The organism is Micromonospora sp. NPDC005206 (genome assembly GCF_040608175.1).
Taxonomy (GTDB): Bacteria; Actinomycetota; Actinomycetes; order Mycobacteriales; family Micromonosporaceae; genus Micromonospora.
On sequence record NZ_JBEXHU010000018.1, the window covers coordinates 44,511 to 59,840 of the forward strand.

At 73.8% G+C, this 15,330-nt stretch carries 17 protein-coding genes; 5 read left to right on the forward strand and 12 right to left on the reverse strand.

Features of this window, described 5'->3' with window-relative positions:
- Positions 1-190: 190 nt before the first annotated feature.
- The 8 genes from mutM to rsmD all read right to left on the reverse strand — a co-directional run bounded on the left by mutM (position 191) and on the right by rsmD (position 5,687).
- Positions 191-1,048 carry a bifunctional DNA-formamidopyrimidine glycosylase/DNA-(apurinic or apyrimidinic site) lyase gene (mutM, locus tag ABZU69_RS25980; RefSeq protein WP_354966942.1) on the reverse strand — a complete coding sequence of 286 codons (858 nt, stop codon included), beginning with the start codon at positions 1,046-1,048 and terminating at the stop codon, positions 191-193.
- Positions 1,041-1,961, reverse strand: coding sequence for a ribonuclease III (gene rnc / locus ABZU69_RS25985; protein ID WP_354966943.1), 921 nt, complete (start codon positions 1,959-1,961; stop codon positions 1,041-1,043). The genes mutM and rnc overlap by 8 nt, the downstream gene beginning before the upstream one ends.
- Positions 1,958-2,944: a phosphate acyltransferase PlsX gene (locus tag ABZU69_RS25990; RefSeq protein WP_354966944.1), complete on the reverse strand. Its 987-nt coding sequence runs from the start codon at positions 2,942-2,944 to the stop codon at positions 1,958-1,960. Before ABZU69_RS25990 ends, rnc begins: the two co-directional genes overlap by 4 nt.
- A gap of 114 nt (positions 2,945-3,058) precedes the next feature.
- Positions 3,059-3,232, reverse strand: a complete 174-nt coding sequence (gene rpmF / locus ABZU69_RS25995; protein WP_074317731.1) for a 50S ribosomal protein L32 — start codon at positions 3,230-3,232, stop codon at positions 3,059-3,061.
- 5 nt (positions 3,233-3,237) lie between these two features.
- The gene (locus ABZU69_RS26000; protein WP_354966945.1) at positions 3,238-3,801 is read right to left on the reverse strand and encodes a YceD family protein; all 564 of its coding nucleotides are present in this window, start codon (positions 3,799-3,801) and stop codon (positions 3,238-3,240) included.
- Between the two features lie 110 nt (positions 3,802-3,911).
- Positions 3,912-4,409: a hypothetical protein gene (locus ABZU69_RS26005; RefSeq protein WP_354966946.1), complete on the reverse strand. Its 498-nt coding sequence runs from the start codon at positions 4,407-4,409 to the stop codon at positions 3,912-3,914.
- 235 nt (positions 4,410-4,644) lie between these two features.
- Positions 4,645-5,127, reverse strand: coding sequence for a pantetheine-phosphate adenylyltransferase (gene coaD / locus ABZU69_RS26010; protein WP_354966947.1), 483 nt, complete (start codon positions 5,125-5,127; stop codon positions 4,645-4,647).
- Positions 5,124-5,687, reverse strand: a complete 564-nt coding sequence (gene rsmD / locus ABZU69_RS26015; protein WP_354966948.1) for a 16S rRNA (guanine(966)-N(2))-methyltransferase RsmD — start codon at positions 5,685-5,687, stop codon at positions 5,124-5,126. The genes coaD and rsmD overlap by 4 nt, the downstream gene beginning before the upstream one ends.
- Before the next feature lie 305 nt (positions 5,688-5,992).
- Here rsmD and ABZU69_RS26020 point away from each other — a divergent pair, with 305 nt between their 5' ends.
- Positions 5,993-6,940 (forward strand): LPXTG cell wall anchor domain-containing protein, encoded by a 948-nt coding sequence (locus tag ABZU69_RS26020; protein ID WP_354966949.1) that lies wholly within the window; start codon positions 5,993-5,995, stop codon positions 6,938-6,940.
- Positions 6,941-7,039: 99 nt separating this feature from the next.
- Here the strand turns inward: ABZU69_RS26020 and recG are convergent, their stop codons facing one another.
- Positions 7,040-9,238 (reverse strand): ATP-dependent DNA helicase RecG, encoded by a 2,199-nt coding sequence (recG, locus tag ABZU69_RS26025; protein ID WP_354966950.1) that lies wholly within the window; start codon positions 9,236-9,238, stop codon positions 7,040-7,042.
- Positions 9,235-10,848, reverse strand: a complete 1,614-nt coding sequence (locus ABZU69_RS26030; protein ID WP_354966951.1) for a DAK2 domain-containing protein — start codon at positions 10,846-10,848, stop codon at positions 9,235-9,237. The genes recG and ABZU69_RS26030 overlap by 4 nt, the downstream gene beginning before the upstream one ends.
- 296 nt (positions 10,849-11,144) lie before the next feature.
- Here ABZU69_RS26030 and rpmB point away from each other — a divergent pair, with 296 nt between their 5' ends.
- Both rpmB and ABZU69_RS26040 read left to right on the forward strand, forming a co-directional pair.
- Positions 11,145-11,336: a 50S ribosomal protein L28 gene (gene rpmB / locus ABZU69_RS26035; protein ID WP_007456456.1), complete on the forward strand. Its 192-nt coding sequence runs from the start codon at positions 11,145-11,147 to the stop codon at positions 11,334-11,336.
- A gap of 180 nt (positions 11,337-11,516) precedes the next feature.
- Positions 11,517-12,773, forward strand: coding sequence for an ATP-grasp domain-containing protein (locus tag ABZU69_RS26040; protein WP_354966952.1), 1,257 nt, complete (start codon positions 11,517-11,519; stop codon positions 12,771-12,773).
- Between the two features lie 38 nt (positions 12,774-12,811).
- On the opposite strand, the gene ABZU69_RS26045 is transcribed toward ABZU69_RS26040, so the two are convergent.
- Both ABZU69_RS26045 and ABZU69_RS26050 read right to left on the reverse strand, forming a co-directional pair.
- A complete protein-coding gene (locus tag ABZU69_RS26045) occupies positions 12,812-13,273 on the reverse strand; it encodes a GNAT family N-acetyltransferase (protein WP_354966953.1) in 462 nt (153 codons plus the stop codon).
- 29 nt (positions 13,274-13,302) lie between these two features.
- A complete protein-coding gene (locus ABZU69_RS26050; protein WP_354967063.1) occupies positions 13,303-14,235 on the reverse strand; it encodes a thiamine-phosphate kinase in 933 nt (310 codons plus the stop codon).
- A 153-nt stretch (positions 14,236-14,388) separates the two neighbouring features.
- Here ABZU69_RS26050 and ABZU69_RS26055 point away from each other — a divergent pair, with 153 nt between their 5' ends.
- Entirely contained in the window at positions 14,389-14,622 is a 234-nt protein-coding gene (locus ABZU69_RS26055; protein WP_013284547.1) for an Lrp/AsnC ligand binding domain-containing protein, read from the forward strand.
- Positions 14,623-15,309, forward strand: coding sequence for a DUF3515 family protein (locus ABZU69_RS26060; protein WP_354966954.1), 687 nt, complete (start codon positions 14,623-14,625; stop codon positions 15,307-15,309).
- Positions 15,310-15,330 lie beyond the last annotated feature (21 nt).

Below are 15,330 nucleotides of genomic sequence, written 5' to 3' on the forward strand. Positions count from 1 at the left end.
GACGTTAGGAGCGTGACGAGGCGGTCACATCGGGGATCGTCCCCCGCCGTCCCCGGAGCCGGTCCACACGGGTCGGCGGGACCGTTCGGGCGGTACGGCGGGCATCAACCCGCGATTCGGACCGCCGCCCGGGTCCAGCCCGGAAAGGTCGGCCGCGACCCGCCGGACCCGACCCCGAGCGACCTCCGGGTCATCCCCGAAGGGAACCCCGGGGCCGGGGCTGGCAGTGTGGGCAGCTGTACGAGGAGCGGTTCATGAACGCCTCCCGGCGGACCGGGGCGCCGCACCGCCGGCACGGCTCACCCTCGCGGCCGTAGACGTTCAACGCCCGGTCGAAGTAGCCGCTCTCACCGTTGACGTTGACGTAGAGGGCGTCGAAGCTGGTGCCACCCTCCTTGATCGCCTCAGCGAGCACGTCGCGGACGTGGCCGAGCAGGCGCTGCGCGGCCGGACCGGTCAGCGCGTCGGTGGGCCGGGTGCCGTGCAGCCCGGCGCGCCAGAGCGCCTCGTCGGCGTAGATGTTGCCCACCCCCGAGATCAGGGTCTGATCGAGCAGAGCCCGTTTCACCTCGGTCCGTCGGCGGCGCAGCGCGGCGACGAACGCCGCGTCGGCGAACTCCGGGTCCATCGGGTCGCGGGCGATGTGCGCGATCTCCGCGGGCAGGTCCGCGCCGCCCTCGCTGACCGAGAGCCCACCGAACGTGCGCTGGTCGACGAAGCGCAGCTCCGGCCCGCCGTCGGCGAACCGGAACCGCACCCGCAGGTGGGTCTCGTCGGGCGTGCCGGGCGGCTGGAACAGCAGCTGACCGGACATGCCGAGGTGCCCGATCACGGCGTCGCCGCTGTCCAGCGGCAACCACAGGTACTTGCCGCGGCGGCGGACGTCCAGCACGGTCCGGTCGGCGAGCACGTCGGCGAAGTGCGCTCCGCCGGGGACGTGCCGGCGGACCGCACGGGGGTGGCGGACCTCCACCGAGGCGATCCGGCGGCCGATGACCCACTGGGCCAGCCCCTGCCGGACGGTCTCCACCTCGGGCAGCTCAGGCACGTCGTAGCCCCGTCCCGCGGTCCGCGACGTCGGCCGGCATGGCCTGCGCGAGGTGGTCAGCCTGCTCGGTCTGGGCCGCCCGCTCGGCGCGTTCCATCGGCCCGGCCGGCTCATCGCGGTCGGCCGATCCGTCCCGGCCGGTGCGCCCGTTCGCTCCAGCCTGGCCGTCCCGACCAGACTGGCCGACCTGATCGTCCTGGTCGTCCTCGTCGGCGAGCGTGCGCCAGGCCGCCTCGGCGGCGCGCTGCTCGGCCTCCTTCTTGCTGCGCCCCTCGGCGCCGCCGTACCGGTTGCCGGCCACCACCACCCAGGCGGTGAACGTCTTGAGGTGGTCCGGGCCGGTGCCCTCGATCCGGTATTCCGGCACGCCGAGCCCGAGCGCCGCGGTCAGCTCCTGGAGGCTGGTCTTCCAGTCCAGGGCCGCGCCCCGGCCTGCCGACTCCGCCATCAGCGGGTCGAAGAGCCGGTGGATGACGATCCCGGCGGTGTCCAGCCCGTACTGGAGGTAGATCGCGCCGAGCAGCGCCTCCAGGGTGTCGGCCAGGATGCTCGCCTTGTCCCGACCTCCGGTGGTCTCCTCGCCCTTGCCGAGCAGCAGGTACGCGCCGAGGCCGTCCGGTCCCAGGCCACGGGCCACGTCGGCGAGCGCGCGCATGTTGACCACGCTGGCCCGCAGCTTGGCCAGCTGCCCCTCGGGCAGGTCCGGGTGGTTGTGGAAGAGCGCCGTGGTGATCACCACGCCGAGCACCGAGTCGCCGAGGAACTCCAGCCGCTCGTTGGTGGGCAGGCCGCCGTTCTCGTACGCGTACGAGCGGTGGGTCAGCGCGCGTTGCAGCAGGTCAGGGTCCAGGCTCACGCCGAACGCGGCTTCCAGGTGACCGACGGACGCCCGCCGCCGCTTGTCGTTGCTCATGATGTGCGTACCTCGGTGTCGGTGGAGCGGTCGGTGCGGTGCGTCGCGGCGTCGCCGTCGAGCAACGCGGAGACCAGGGCGGTGGCGTGCCGCCGCCACAGGTGGGCGGCGAGGGCGATGCCGGAGGCGACGTCGGCGGCGCGAGCGGAGCCGTGGCAGACGACCACCGTCCCGGCTACGCCGAGCAGGGCGGCGGCGCGGGGAGCGCCACCAACGACGGGCGGGCCGCCGGCCATGGCGTACGCGCCCTCGATCGCCTTGAGCAGCACGTTACCGGTGAAGCCGTCAGTGACCACCACATCGGCGCGCGCGCCGAGGGCGACGTCGTACCCCTCGACCAGCCCGACGTAGCGCGCCGCTGCGGGCAGCGGCTCGACGGCGAGCAGCGGATCGGTGGCCCGACGGACCCGGTCGCCCTTGCCGGCCTCGGTGCCGACCGAGAGCAGGCCGACACGGGGCTCGGCGATCGAATGCGCCACCGTCGCGTACGCGGCGCCGAGCACGGCGTGCCGGGCGAGGGTGGCCGGGCGGGGCTCCAGCGAGCCGCCGACGTCGAGCAGCACGACCGGCCCGGCGACCCCGGGCAGGGTGGCGACGAGGGCGGGTTGACGGATCTCGGGCCAGCGACCGAGGCCGAGCACGGCAGCGGTGACGGTGGCACCGGTGGCGCCTGCGGAGACCAGGGCGTCGGCGGTGCCGTCGCGGACGGCGGTGACGGCGGCCCGGACGGTGCTCTCCGCGCGGGCGGCGCTGGGATGGTCGGCCATGCCGACGGCGTCGCGGACCGGCCGCACCGTGATCCGGGCACGTTGGGCCGGATCGAGGGCAGCGATCAGCTCGTCGGCGACCTCAGCCGGGCCGACGAGAAGGAGATGCAGGTCAGGGTCGGTGCGCACGGCTCGCAGAGCGCCGTCAACCACGACGGCGGGAGAGTCGTCCCCGCCGAGGAGGTCAACGGCGATCCGCGCGGTGCCCGGCTCCACTGGAACGCCGACCGGAGTGGGCCGGCCGGCGTCGGAGGGAGCCGGGGCACCGGGCGAATGCCAGGGTGCGCGCGCCGCCCGACCTGGGATCGGGGGCGTCACTCGGCGTCCAGGTCAGACCTCGATGACCTGGCGGCCGTTGTAGGTGCCGCAGACGGAGCAGGCGGCGTGCGGCAGCTTCGGGGACTTGCACTGCGGGCACGCGACGGTCGCGACCACGGTCGCCTTCCAGTTCGCCCGGCGGGACCGGGTGTTGCTGCGCGACATCTTGCGCTTCGGGACGGCCACGGTTCTTACTCCTCTGTACGGGTCAGTTGCGACAGGCCCACCCAACGCGGGTCGATCTGCTGGTGACTGTGGTCGGCCGGCAGATCGTCCCAGTGCGTCCCGCATTCGGGGCACAGTCCTGGGCAGTCCTCCCGGCAGAGCGGGTTGGTCGGCAGCGTGAGCACCAACGCGTCCCGCAGCGCCGGCTCCAGGTCGATCAGATCGCCCTGCATCCGGCCCACCTCGTCCTCTTCGGTCGTGGCGTCCGTGGTGCTGTTCTCGTACGCGTACAGCTCCTGGATCGTCACGGCCATCGAGTCGTTGATCTCGCGCAGGCAGCGCCCGCACTCGCCCCGGACGGGACCGGTGATGGTCCCGGAGACGAGCACGCCCTCGGACACCGACTGCAACCTCAGGTCGAGGTCGAGGTCCGCGCCCTCCGGAACGCCGATCAACTCCACACCGAGGTCCGCCGGTGCCGGCACGACCCGCTGGACCGTACGCAACGCGCCAGGCCGGCGCGGCAGGTCCCTCGTGTCGAGGACCAGCGGCGACCTGGGGTCGAGTGTCGATGGCGAGTGTTTGGGCATAGTCAGACTCCGGCCGGTGTGAGGCCGACAAAAAAGGTTACCTGGACGACCGCCGGACCGTCGAACCGGGGGCGACGCCCGCCCAAGAATGTCGGCTGGTGAGGTGCCGCTCAGAAGGGTAGCGGGCGTTCCGCCTCATCCCCACCGAAGGTGCCGATCTCCCGCAGCGCGTGCATCTTGTCGCGGCCACGCTCTATCGAGGCGAGCGCCCTGGTAAGGAACTGCTCGAAGTTGGCCAGCGCGGTGTCGACGTAGTCGTCGACCTCCTCACGCAGGCGCTGCGCCTCGGCCCGGGCCTCGGCGACGATCCGGGCCCCCTCGTGCTCGGCGGAGACGGTGATCTCGTTCACCGAGACGAGGCGGGCGTGTTCCGCCTCACCCTCGCTGATGATCCGGTCCGCCTCGCGCTTGCCGGCTTCCATGATCTTGTCGCGCTCGTCGAGCAGCGCGCCCGCGCGACGCAGGTCGGCGGGGAGGTCGGCGCGCATCTCGTCGAGGGCCGCGATCATCTCGCCCCGGTCGACCATGCAGTTGTTGCGCGACATCGGGACGGAGCGGGCCTGCTCCACCATGGCGATCAGTTCGTCGATGCGATCGAGCGGGTCCACCGGTACCTCACTCCTGTCGTTCGTCGGCCGACCTCCATGATGCGGGCTACGGCCGGTTCCCCGCTCTACCAATCATGTCGTGCCCGCCCCACACCTGCCCGATCCACCCCGACCCGGCGCGTCGCGGCATCGTCACACGACGCGACCGCGCGGGAAAGGGCCCCGGCGATCCTGCACGCACCGGCCGACAACTGTCACAAAGGCCACGATTCAGGATCGCAACCGCGCCGAATGGTCAGGAGCGGGGGCCGAGGCGGGACTGAAGGGCTTCGCGGACCAGGTCGGGGACGTGGGCGGAGATGTCGCCGCCCCACTTGGCCACGTCCTTGACCAGACTGGAGGAGAGGAAGGAGTAGAGCGGGTTGGTCGGCATGAACAGCGTCTCGACGCCGGCCAGCCCGATGTTCATCTGGGCCATCTGCAGCTCGTAGTCGAAGTCGCTGACCGCCCGCAGGCCCTTGATCAGCACGCTCGCCTGCTGGGCCCGGCAGAAGTCGACCAGCAGCCCACGGAAAGACTCGACCCGCACGTTTCCGTACGAGGCGGTCACCTCGCGGAGCATGTCGATCCGCTCATCGACGGTGAAGAGGCCACTCTTCGACTGGTTTATCAGCACGCCGACGATCACCTCGTCGAAGAGCCGGCTGGCCCGTCCGATGATGTCGAGGTGTCCGTTGGTGACCGGGTCGAACGAGCCGGGGCAAACCGCGCGTCTCATGATCGGCGACCGTACCAAAGGGTGGTCTCGCCGTAACGGCGACTGCGCTCGGCCGTGATCCCGTCCACCCACTCGACCGGCCCGGTGCGGCCGGACCGCTCCACCACCACCAGCGCGTCGCTCGCCAGCCAGCCACCGTCGACCAGGGTGGTCAGCAGCGCGGTGATCTCGGCGTCCGGCACCGCGTACGGCGGGTCGGCGAAGACCACGTCGTACGGCCCGCCGTCCGGGCCGGCGGCCAGCACGGTCGCCACCCTGCCGGTCACCAGGCGGACGGCGGGGCCGGCCCGCAGGGCCGCCACGTTCTCGCGGATCACCCGGGCCGCCCGAGGGTCGGACTCGACCAGCAGCACGTGCCGGGCGCCACGGGAGAGCGCCTCCAGCCCGACCGCGCCGGAGCCGGCGTACAGGTCGGCGAAGCGGGCGCCGTCGAGATCGGCCTCGGCCTGGACGGCGCTGAACAGCGCCTCCCGGACCCGGTCGGAGGTGGGTCGGGTGCCGGCGCCGGGGGGCGCGGCGATCCGCCGGCCGCCGAGCGTCCCGGCCACGATCCGGGTCACCGTCTCCTCCTGCTCATGACCCCGACGCTACGCGAGCCGACGGAGACCGCGATCGACACCGCCCGTATCGCCCCAGCAACCACATGATCACGGTTCGTGTATCGATGATCTCATATTCATAACATCAGTCTTAGCTAATCCTGAGCGCTGTATCACGCACGGCGATCTCGCTAGGGTCTGCCGGGTGCCGGCGGGAATCCACCGGCCCACGGCTCGGGAACGCATCCCTCGATCCGGACGTGCAGTGACCGTCCACTGTCGTTCCCGTGCCACGCCCCTAACGCTTCAGCACTCCGGGAGTACCAGTGATCCGTCCGAAGTCTCCGTTCCGGCGTACCGCGGCCGTCGCCGCCGGCGCGCTGATCGGCATCGGCGCCATGACGACGTTCGCCGCGCCGGCCAGCGCCCACCACCCCGAGCCGTCCGGCACCTACTGCCTGGCCGCCGACGGCAAGGCCACGGTCACGTGGAAGGTCGGCAACAGCGAGAACATCGATGCCGAGATCACCTCGGTCAAGTCGACCATCGGCGACGAGTTCACTGATGGCGACCTGAAGGTCGGCGCCACCCTCCCGGCGAAGGGTGGGGACCTCCTCACCGGAACCCAGACCCACACCTTCACCGAGAAGAACCCGAAGATCGAGCTGACCGTCGAGGCGCGCTGGGAGCGTCCGGACCGGATCGTGACCGAGCACCGGACGGTGGCAGCCACCGAGGCCGGTACCTGCGCCGCGGAGCCCACCCCGACGCCGACCGCCACCCCGACGGAGTCCCCCAGCCCGACCCCGTCCCCCACCACCGCGTCTCCGTCGCCGAGCCAGCCGCCGGCCGAGAGCCCGAGCCCGACGCCGACCGTCACGCCGGCGCCGGCCGAGCCGGTGGGCACCGTCGAGTCGACCTGCGACAGCCTCACCTTCACGATCGAGAACCCGGCCGACGGTGAGACCGTCGTCCTGACGCTGACCCCGAACAAGGGCGATGCCAAGACGCTGACCGTCGAGCCCGGCAAGACCGGCTCCGTCTCCTTCGACGCGACCGAGGGCCTCACCGTCACGCCGGCCGCCGACGGCCTTGACGACACCGAGCCGATCGCGTGGGAGCAGCCGGCCGAGTGCGACGAGGGTGAGGGTGGCGGCCTGCCGCTCACCGGCACGAACACCACCCTGATCGCGGGCGGCGCCGTCGTCCTGCTGGCTGCCGGTGCGGGCCTGTTCCTGGTTGCTCGCCGTCGCCGGCTCCGGTTCACCGTCTGAACCGAACCGCGCTGAACCCCGAGGGCGCGTCGACCACCCGGTCGGCGCGCCCTCGGGCGTTTCATCCGCGTGCCAAGCGCCTCGTGGCGGGTCGAGACGTCAGCCCTTCTCCAGGTACTCCGCGCGGTCCTCGTCGACCAGGGCGGTGACCGACGCGGCCAGCGCCGGATGCCGGGTCAGGTCCGGGTCGTCCTCGACCAGGGCGATCGCCTCGGCGCGGGCGTCGCGGATCAGGTCGGCGTCGCGCAGCAGGGACAGCAGCCGCAGGTGTGAGCGGCGCCCGGACTGGGTGGCGCCCAGCACGTCGCCCTCACGACGCTGCTCCAGATCCAGCTCGGCGAGCTTGAAACCGTCGCTGGTGGAGGCGACGGCGTCCAGCCGTTCCCGGGCCGGCGACCCCTCAGCCGCCTCGCTGACCAGCAGGCAGAGCCCCGCCGCGGCGCCCCGGCCGACCCGACCGCGCAGCTGGTGCAGTTGGGAGACACCGAAGCGGTCGGCGTCCAGCACGATCATCACGGTCGCGTTGGGTACGTCCACACCCACCTCGACCACGGTGGTGGCCACCAGCACGTCCAGGTCGCCGGCGGCGAAGGAGCGCATCACCGCGTCCTTCTCGTCGGCCGGCAGCCGGCCGTGCAGCACCCCGATCCGCAGCCCGTGCAGCGGCCCCTCAGCCAGCAGCGGGGCCACCTCGGTCACCGCCAGCGGTGGCCGGCGGCCGTTGTCGTCCACCGGCGGCGGCTCCTCGTCGCTGACCGGCCCCTCTCCGATTCGCGGGCAGACCACGTACGCCTGATGGCTGGCGGCCACCTCCTCGCGCAGCCGGCGCCAGGCCCGGTCCAAAAAGGCCGGTTTCTCGGCGGCCGGCACCACGTGCGAGGCGATCGGCGAGCGCCCCCGGGGCAGCTGGGAGAGGGTGGAGACCTCCAGGTCGCCGTAGACCGTCATCGCCACCGTGCGCGGGATCGGGGTGGCCGTCATCACCAGCACGTGCGGCGGCTGCTCGGCCTTGGCCCGCAGCGCGTCGCGCTGCTCCACCCCGAAGCGGTGCTGCTCGTCGACCACCACCAGGCCGAGGTCGGCGAAGTCCACACCCTCGTAGAGCAGCGCGTGGGTGCCGAGCACGATGCCGGCGGCGCCGGTGGCCACCTCGCCGAGCGCCCGGCGGCGAGCGGCCGCGCCCAGCGAACCGGTGACCAGCTCCACCCGGGTGGCGTGCTCGGCGGAATCCAGTTCGCCGGCCCGCCCGAGCGGCCCGAGGAGGTCGAGCATGCCGCGGTGGTGCTGTGCGGCCAGCACCTCGGTGGGCGCCAGCAGCGCCGCCTGGCCGCCCGCGTCCACCACCTGGAGCATCGCCCGCAACGCCACCACCGTCTTGCCCGAGCCCACCTCGCCCTGCAACAACCGGTGCATCGGGTGCGGGGCGGCCAGGTCGGCGGCGATCTCCACGCCGACGTCGCGCTGGCCGGCGGTCAGCTCGTACGGCAGCCGGGCGTCGAAGGCGTCCAGCAGCCCACCCGGGTGCGCCGGGCGGGGTCGGGCCGGCCAGTCGGCGGCCCGGTGCTTGCGCTGCACCAGCGTCAGCTGGACGGCGAACGCCTCGTCCCACTTGAGCCGGTGCCGCGCCCGGTAGAGATCCTCCTTGCTGCTCGGCCGGTGGATCTCCCGCAGCGCGCTGCCCAACCCGACCAGGTTGCGGCTGGCCCGCACCGTGGCCGGCACCGGATCCTCCGGCGGGGTGAAGGTGTCCAGCACGACCCGCACACAGCGGGCGATCACCCAGGTCGGCACCGCCGCCGCGGCCGGGTAGACGGGGATCAGCGCGCCGGCGAACTCCTCGATCTCGTCGCTGACCGCCGCCTCGCCGTCGCCGCCCTCGCCGAGCAGGACGTACTCCGGGCCGTTGAGCTGGCGCTTGCCCCGGAATTCGGTGACCTTGCCGGCGAACAACCCCCACCGGCCCGGACGCAGCTCCCGCTCGCGCCACGCCTGGTTGCCGAAGAAGGTCAGCGTCAGCAACCCGCCGGAGCCGTCGCCGACGGTCACCTCCAGCAGGTTGCCCCGGCGTTGGCGCATCGGACGCACCGCGGTGCGCTGCACCTGGGCCAGCACGGTGACCTGCTCGCCGACGTCCAGCGAACGGATGTCGGTGTGCTCGCCACGCTCGTCGTAGCGGCGCGGGAAGTGGTAGACGAGGTCACCCGCGGTGTGCAGGTCGAGGTGAGCGGCCAGCGCCTTGGCCGTCTTGTCCCCGACCAGCTTCTTCAGCGGGGTGTCCACCGTGGCCGGTTCGCTCATTCGACCCCCACCAGGAGCGGATAGTGCGGTTGCCCGCCCGGGAACGCCTGCACCTCGACGAACGGCCAGCGCCGCGCGACGTGCGCGCGGACGGCATCGGTGAGCCCGGCCGGCGCGTCCACCCCGGCCAGCAGGGTGACCAGCTCCCCGCCGCCGCCGAGCATCCGGTCGACCACCGCCGCGCAGATGTCGGTCAGGTCGGCGCCGATGAGGTGCACCTCCCCCTCCACCAGCGCCAGCACGTCCCCCGGGCGGCACGGGCCGGCGACGGTCAGCGCCTCCCGGCTGGCGTGGCAGACCTCGGCGTAGCGGCAGGCGCCCGCCGCCTCGGCCATCGCGATCACGTCGTCCTCGAAGCGGCGGGCGCCGTCACGGACCGCGAGGGCGGCCAGCGCCTGCACCGGCGAGCGCGTCGGCACCACGCTCACCTTGATGCCGTAGCGGTGTGCCTCGCGGGCCGCCGCGCTCGCCACCGCCTCGGTGTTCGGGTCGTTGGGCAGCACCACGACCCGCGCCGCGCCGGTGCTGCGCACCGCGTCCAGCAGTTCCCCCGTGGACGGGTTGCCCGGCACCACGGTGGCTCCCTCCGCGGCGAACAGCCCGGCGATCCCGACGCCGGTGGCCACCACCACGGCGGCCCGACCGTCCGTGGCCGGGCCGGGCGACGGCTCGGGCTGGTCGGCGAAACGGGTCACCGAGATCCGGTACGGGCGGCCGGCGGCGACCCCCGCCTCGACCGCCGCGCCCACGTCGTTGACGTGGACGTGGACGTTCCAGGTGCCCTCCGGCTCGCGCCCGTCGCCGACGACGACAAGCGAATCCCCCAGCGCCGCCAGCGCCCGGCGCATCCCGGCGACCGCCTCGGCCGGGGCGTCGAGCAGGAACTGCACCTCGTAGGCGTACTCCTCGGAGCCGGTCTCCCGGGCGACCGTGGCGGCGGGCCGGGCGGCGCGCGGCGCCGGCGCGGCGCGCACGGCGATCTCCCCGGTGAGCACCTCGACCAGGGTGTCGAGCAGCACGCAGAGGCCCCGGCCGCCCGCGTCGACCACACCGGCGCGGGCCAGCGCCGGCAGTTGCTCCGGCGTGCGGGCCAGCGCCTCGGCCGCCGCCCGCGCGGCGGCCCGGGCCACCACCGGCAGGTCGTCGCTGTCCGCCCGCTCGGCCGCGGCGGCGGCCGCGCCGACCACGGTGAGCAGAGTGCCCTCCACCGGCCGGGCGACCGCGGTGTACGCGGCCACGGTGGCGGCGCGCAGCGCGGCGGCCAGCTCCCGGCCGCGTACGGACGGCACGGCGGCGGCCGCGTCGGCGAAGCCGCGCAGGATCTGCGAGAGGATCACCCCGGAGTTGCCGCGCGCGCCGAGCAGCGCGCCCTGGGCCATCAGCCGCAACGCGTGCCCGTGCGCGGTCGGACCGCTGTCGGGGAGCGTGTCCAGGTCCATGGCAAGGGCCTGCTGGGCCGAGGTGAGGGTGAGCACCAGGTTGGTGCCGGTGTCGCCGTCGGGCACCGGATAGACGTTGAGCTCGTCGATCTCGCCCTGGTGGCGCTTCAGCGCGGTCAGCCCGGTCGCACACCACCGGCGGACCGCGGCGGCGTCGAGGGTGTCCAGCACGGCCAGAAGCCTACTGGCGCACGCCGACAGCCGTCGGACTCGTCCGGCGTGTCCGTTCGCCCCGGCTCCGGCGCCGATCCCGGCTCGGGCGGCCGGGACGGTGGCCTCGGGTATTGTTGCCGCCGGACCGGCCCACCACCCGGCGGACGGGCGCACCAGCACCTGCCGGCCGAGCCGCGGGCGATCGCCCGACCGGGCCGGTTGGCCGGGTCGGCGGGTCATCGGGTAACCTGACCAGGTTGCCCGGGCAGCGCCTGCCGGCGACCTCATGAACGTTTCAATCCCAGGAGTATCCCGTGGCTAGCGTGTGCGACGTCTGTGGCAAGGGACCGGGCTTCGGCCACAACGTGTCCCACTCGCACCGGCGGACCAACCGCCGCTGGAACCCGAACATCCAGTCGGTGCGTACCCCGGCCGGTGGCGGCAACACCAAGAAGTTGCAGGTCTGCACCTCGTGCATCAAGGCCGGCAAGGTCACCCGCGCCTGACGCGGTAGCACCCACCTTCTCGTACGGCTCAGCCGGCGGACCCCTACGGGTCCGCCGGCTCTGTCGTGTCCGCGCCAGGGTCGCTGACGACTACGCGACGCGGCGGCCGCCCCGGCCGCCCGCCCGGTTAGGGTCGCGCTGCGCCGGCCGTCCGGTCCGGCCCGGGTGAAGGGGTGACGGGTGCAGCTGGACCTGAGCCGGGACGAGATGGTCATGGTGGGTTTCGCGCTGGATCTGCTGCGCGGGCTCGGCGACCTGCTGCCCGCCGGCAGCGTGGTCGTGGTCGAGGAACCCGACCTCATCCGCCGCCGTGACGTTGAGCGGCGCTGCGCCGCGCTGCCGTTCGTCTCCCGGGTGGTGGCGGCCGAGTACCAGACCGGCCTTGACGCGGCGGCGCTGCTGGCCCGGGAACCGGGGCTGACCGCCGCGCGGCTGGTGGTGCCCGGTCAGGAGTACGGCGTACTCGCCGCGGCCCGGCTGGCCGACGCCCTCGGCCTGCCCGGCGCCGGTGTGCAGGCCGCCGAGATCTTCACCGACAAGCACCGGATGCGGCTGCTCGCCGCGGCGGCCGGCCTGACCAACCCGGCGTTCGCGGTGGTCGACACGGCCGCCGAGGCGACCGGGTTCGCCCACCGGCAGGGCGGGCGCTGCGTGCTGAAGCCCACCCGCCGCGCGGGCAGCCTCGGCGTGCAGATCGTCACCGACTCGGCGCTGGTCGCCGCCGCCTGGGCCGCCAGCGCCGATCCGGAGACGCCGCCCGACGCCATCGCCGAAGGCCTGCCCACCGCGGTCCTCGCCGAGCAGGTGCTGACCGGCACCGAGCACAGCGTGGAGTTGCTCATCTCCGAGGGCGAGGTGCGCTTCTGCAACGTCACCGACAAGCGGGTGCTGGCCGGTGGGCGGCCGGTGGAGACCGGGCACACCGTGCCGTCCGCGCTGCCCGAGGACGCCCGACGGGAGCTGCTCGACGTGGCCACCCGGCTTGCCGGCGCCGCCGGCTTCCGCACCGGCGTGCTGCACAGCGAGTGGATCCGCACCGACGCCGGCCCGGCGCTGGTGGAGTGCGCCGCCCGGCTCCCCGGCGACCTGATCGCCGTACTGATCTCGGTTGCCTACGAGTGCGGTTTCGTCGCCGCGTACCTGCGCACGCTCCGGGGGGAACGCCCGGCGCTGCCGGCCGGCCCGCGCGGCGCGGCGGCCGTGGAGTTCCTGCTCGCTCCGCCCGGCGCCGTCACCGCCGTGGACGGGGTACGCGCGGCCAGCCGGGTGCCCGGCGTGCTGGACGTCGGGGTGGGCGTGACGGTGGGTGACCGGGTGGCCGAGGTCACCTCGTCGGCGCGGCGCAGCGGCCAGGTGCTGGCCTGGGGCGCCGACCCGGCCGAGGCGACCGCGGCGGCCGCCCGGGCCGCCGCCCAGATCCGGATCACCACCGGCTGAACGTCGGCCACCGGGCGCTCGGTCGGCGACCGTCCGGGTCAGAGGGTGCGGCCGAAGGAGACGCAGCCCTCCGCGTCCTTGTAGAAGCCGAAGTTCGGGATCTGCTCGTAGCCGGCGGAGTTGTACATGGCGATCGCCTCGGGCTGCCTGTCCCCGCACTCCAGGACCATCCGCTTGCGGCCCTGCTCACGGGCCGAGCGCTCGACGGCCGCCAGCACCCTCCGGGCAACGCCCCGCCCACGGGCCGCCGGGGCGGTGTACATCCGCTTCAGCTCTGCGGTGTCCGCGCCGTGGCTGCGCCAACCGCCACAGCCGACCGGCTCGCCGGCCAGGTAGGCGACGAGGAACGCGCCGTCCGGCGGCACGAACTCGGCCGCGTCCACCGGGGTGTCGTCGCCGGTACCGCCGTAGCGGGCGCCGAGGTCGGCCAGCGCGTCGCGGATCAACTGCTGCGCCACCGGCGCGTCGAACCGCACCACCCGGATCTCGATCTCACTCACGGTATCCAGGGTACGGCGGGCGCGGGACCTCACCGGAAGTGGTCCCAGCCCCTCGGCCCCTCGTAGGGGCCGCCATCGACGGTGACCCCGGCACCGGCCGTGACCAGGCCGATCGCCCGCCAGTCCGCCGGCAACGCCACCGCCGGGGGGAAGGTCGCGGCCAACGCGTGATCCTCGCCGCCGGCCAGGATCCAGGTGTACGGGTCGACGCCGAGCGCCTGCGCGGCGTCGGCCATCTGCCGGGGCACCTCGAACGCGTCCCGGCGCACGTCGATCGCCACCCCGCTGGCCGCCGCCACGTGCCCGAGGTCGGCGAGCAGCCCGTCCGACACGTCGATCATCGAGGTGGCGCCGAGCCTGGCGGCCTGCGGTCCGGCCGAGTACGGCACCTGCGGCCTCCGGTACGCCTCCACCAGCAGCCGGGGGGTGCGGAAGCCGCGGGTGAGCACGGTCAGGCCGGCCGCCGCGTACCCGGTGCGGCCGGCCAGGGCCAGCACGTCACCGGGGCGGGCGCCGGAGCGCACCACGGGCGGACGGCCGCCGAGGTCGCCCAGCGCGGTGACCGCGACGGTCAGGGTCGGGCTGGACGACATGTCCCCGCCGACCACGCTCGCGCCGACCGTGGCCGCCTCCGCGGCCAGCCCGTCGGCCAACTCCTCGGCCCAACTGGTCTCCAGGTCCGCCGGCATGCAGAGGGCGACCAGCAGGGCGGTCGGTGTGGCGCCCATCGCGGCGATGTCAGCCAGGTTGGCCGCCGCGGCCCGGTGTCCGACGTCCCGGGCGGAGCACCAGTCCCGCCGGAAGTGCCGGCCGTCGACCAGCACGTCGGTGGAGGCGGCGACCCGGGCGTCCGGGGCGGCCACCACCGCCGCGTCGTCCCCTGGGCCGAGCAGGGTCGTCGGTCCGACCGACAGGCGGGCGGTGATCCGCCCGATCAATCCGAACTCGCCGATCCCGCCCACGCTGGCGACACCGCCGGCGTTCCGTACGTTCTGCCCGGCACCGCCGTGCTCGCTCACTGCTGCTCCTTGACCACCGATAGGGATCAGACCTGGTCCGTAAGGTAGTTTCACCCTTCGGGCCGCCCCTGGGCGGCGACGGACGGAGGTCGAGTCGTGGTACAGGCGTACATCCTCATCCAGACCGAGGTCGGCCGCGCACGTGACGTGGCCGGTCTCATCGCGGACCTTGCCGGCGTGGTACGCGTCGACGCCGTCACCGGGCCGTACGACGTGGTCGTCCTCACCGAGGCGAACACCGTCGACGAGCTCGGGAAACTCATTGTCAGCAAGGTGCAGATGGTGCCCGGCATCACTCGCACCCTCACGTGTTCGGTGGTGCGGCTGTAAGTGGACGAGATGGCTACCTCCTCCGCCGCTGAGAACGACGACCGGCTCGACGGGACGCGCGACGGTACGCCCGAGCCGGCTGACGGTATCCGCGAGCCGGCCGAGCCGGCCGGCGACGCGCCGGCTGGCCGGGACCGGACCATCCGAGGCGCGGCCCTGCTGGCCACGTTGATCGCGTTGCCGGTCACGCTGCTGGTAGCCGTGCTGGCCTTCACCAGGCTCTCCCCGGCCGAGCCGGCCGCCGCGCCGAGCCCCACCGCCGCCCGGGTGCAGTCCACCGCTCCGGTGGAGATGGCCGCCCCGGCGCTGGCCGCCCGCCCGGCCACGGTGTGCCGTGCCCTGCTCTCCCAACTGCCGCCGACCATCCGCGACCGGGCGCAGCGCCCGGTCACCGCAGGTCCGGAGCAGAACGCCGCGTACGGCGATCCCGCGATCACCGTGGCCTGCGGCGGCACCGAGCCGGCCATCCCGCCCACCGACGAGGTCTGGACGGTCAACCGGGTCTGCTGGCACTCCGTCGAGCAGGACGACGCAACCGTGCTCACCGCGGTCGACCGGGAGACGCCGGTGACGGTGCGCGTCCCACGCTCCTTCGAGCAGCCGTTGCAGTGGGTGGCGCCGGTCTCCAGCGCGATCGTCGCCTCGGTGCCCTCCGGCGGCGACGTTCCCGCCGGCTGCCGGGCCTGACCCGACGACGTTCCGCCTGAG

Excerpts from the sequence above, each read along its gene's own strand:
- recG (WP_354966950.1), bottom strand. The coding sequence starts at position 9,238 with ATGAGCGAACCGGCCACGGTGGACACCCCGCTGAAGAAGCTGGTCGGG.
- rnc (WP_354966943.1), bottom strand. The coding sequence starts at position 1,961 with ATGAGCAACGACAAGCGGCGGCGGGCGTCCGTCGGTCACCTGGAAGCC.
- coaD (WP_354966947.1), bottom strand. The coding sequence starts at position 5,127 with ATGAGACGCGCGGTTTGCCCCGGCTCGTTCGACCCGGTCACCAACGGA.
- ABZU69_RS26000 (WP_354966945.1), bottom strand. The coding sequence starts at position 3,801 with ATGCCCAAACACTCGCCATCGACACTCGACCCCAGGTCGCCGCTGGTC.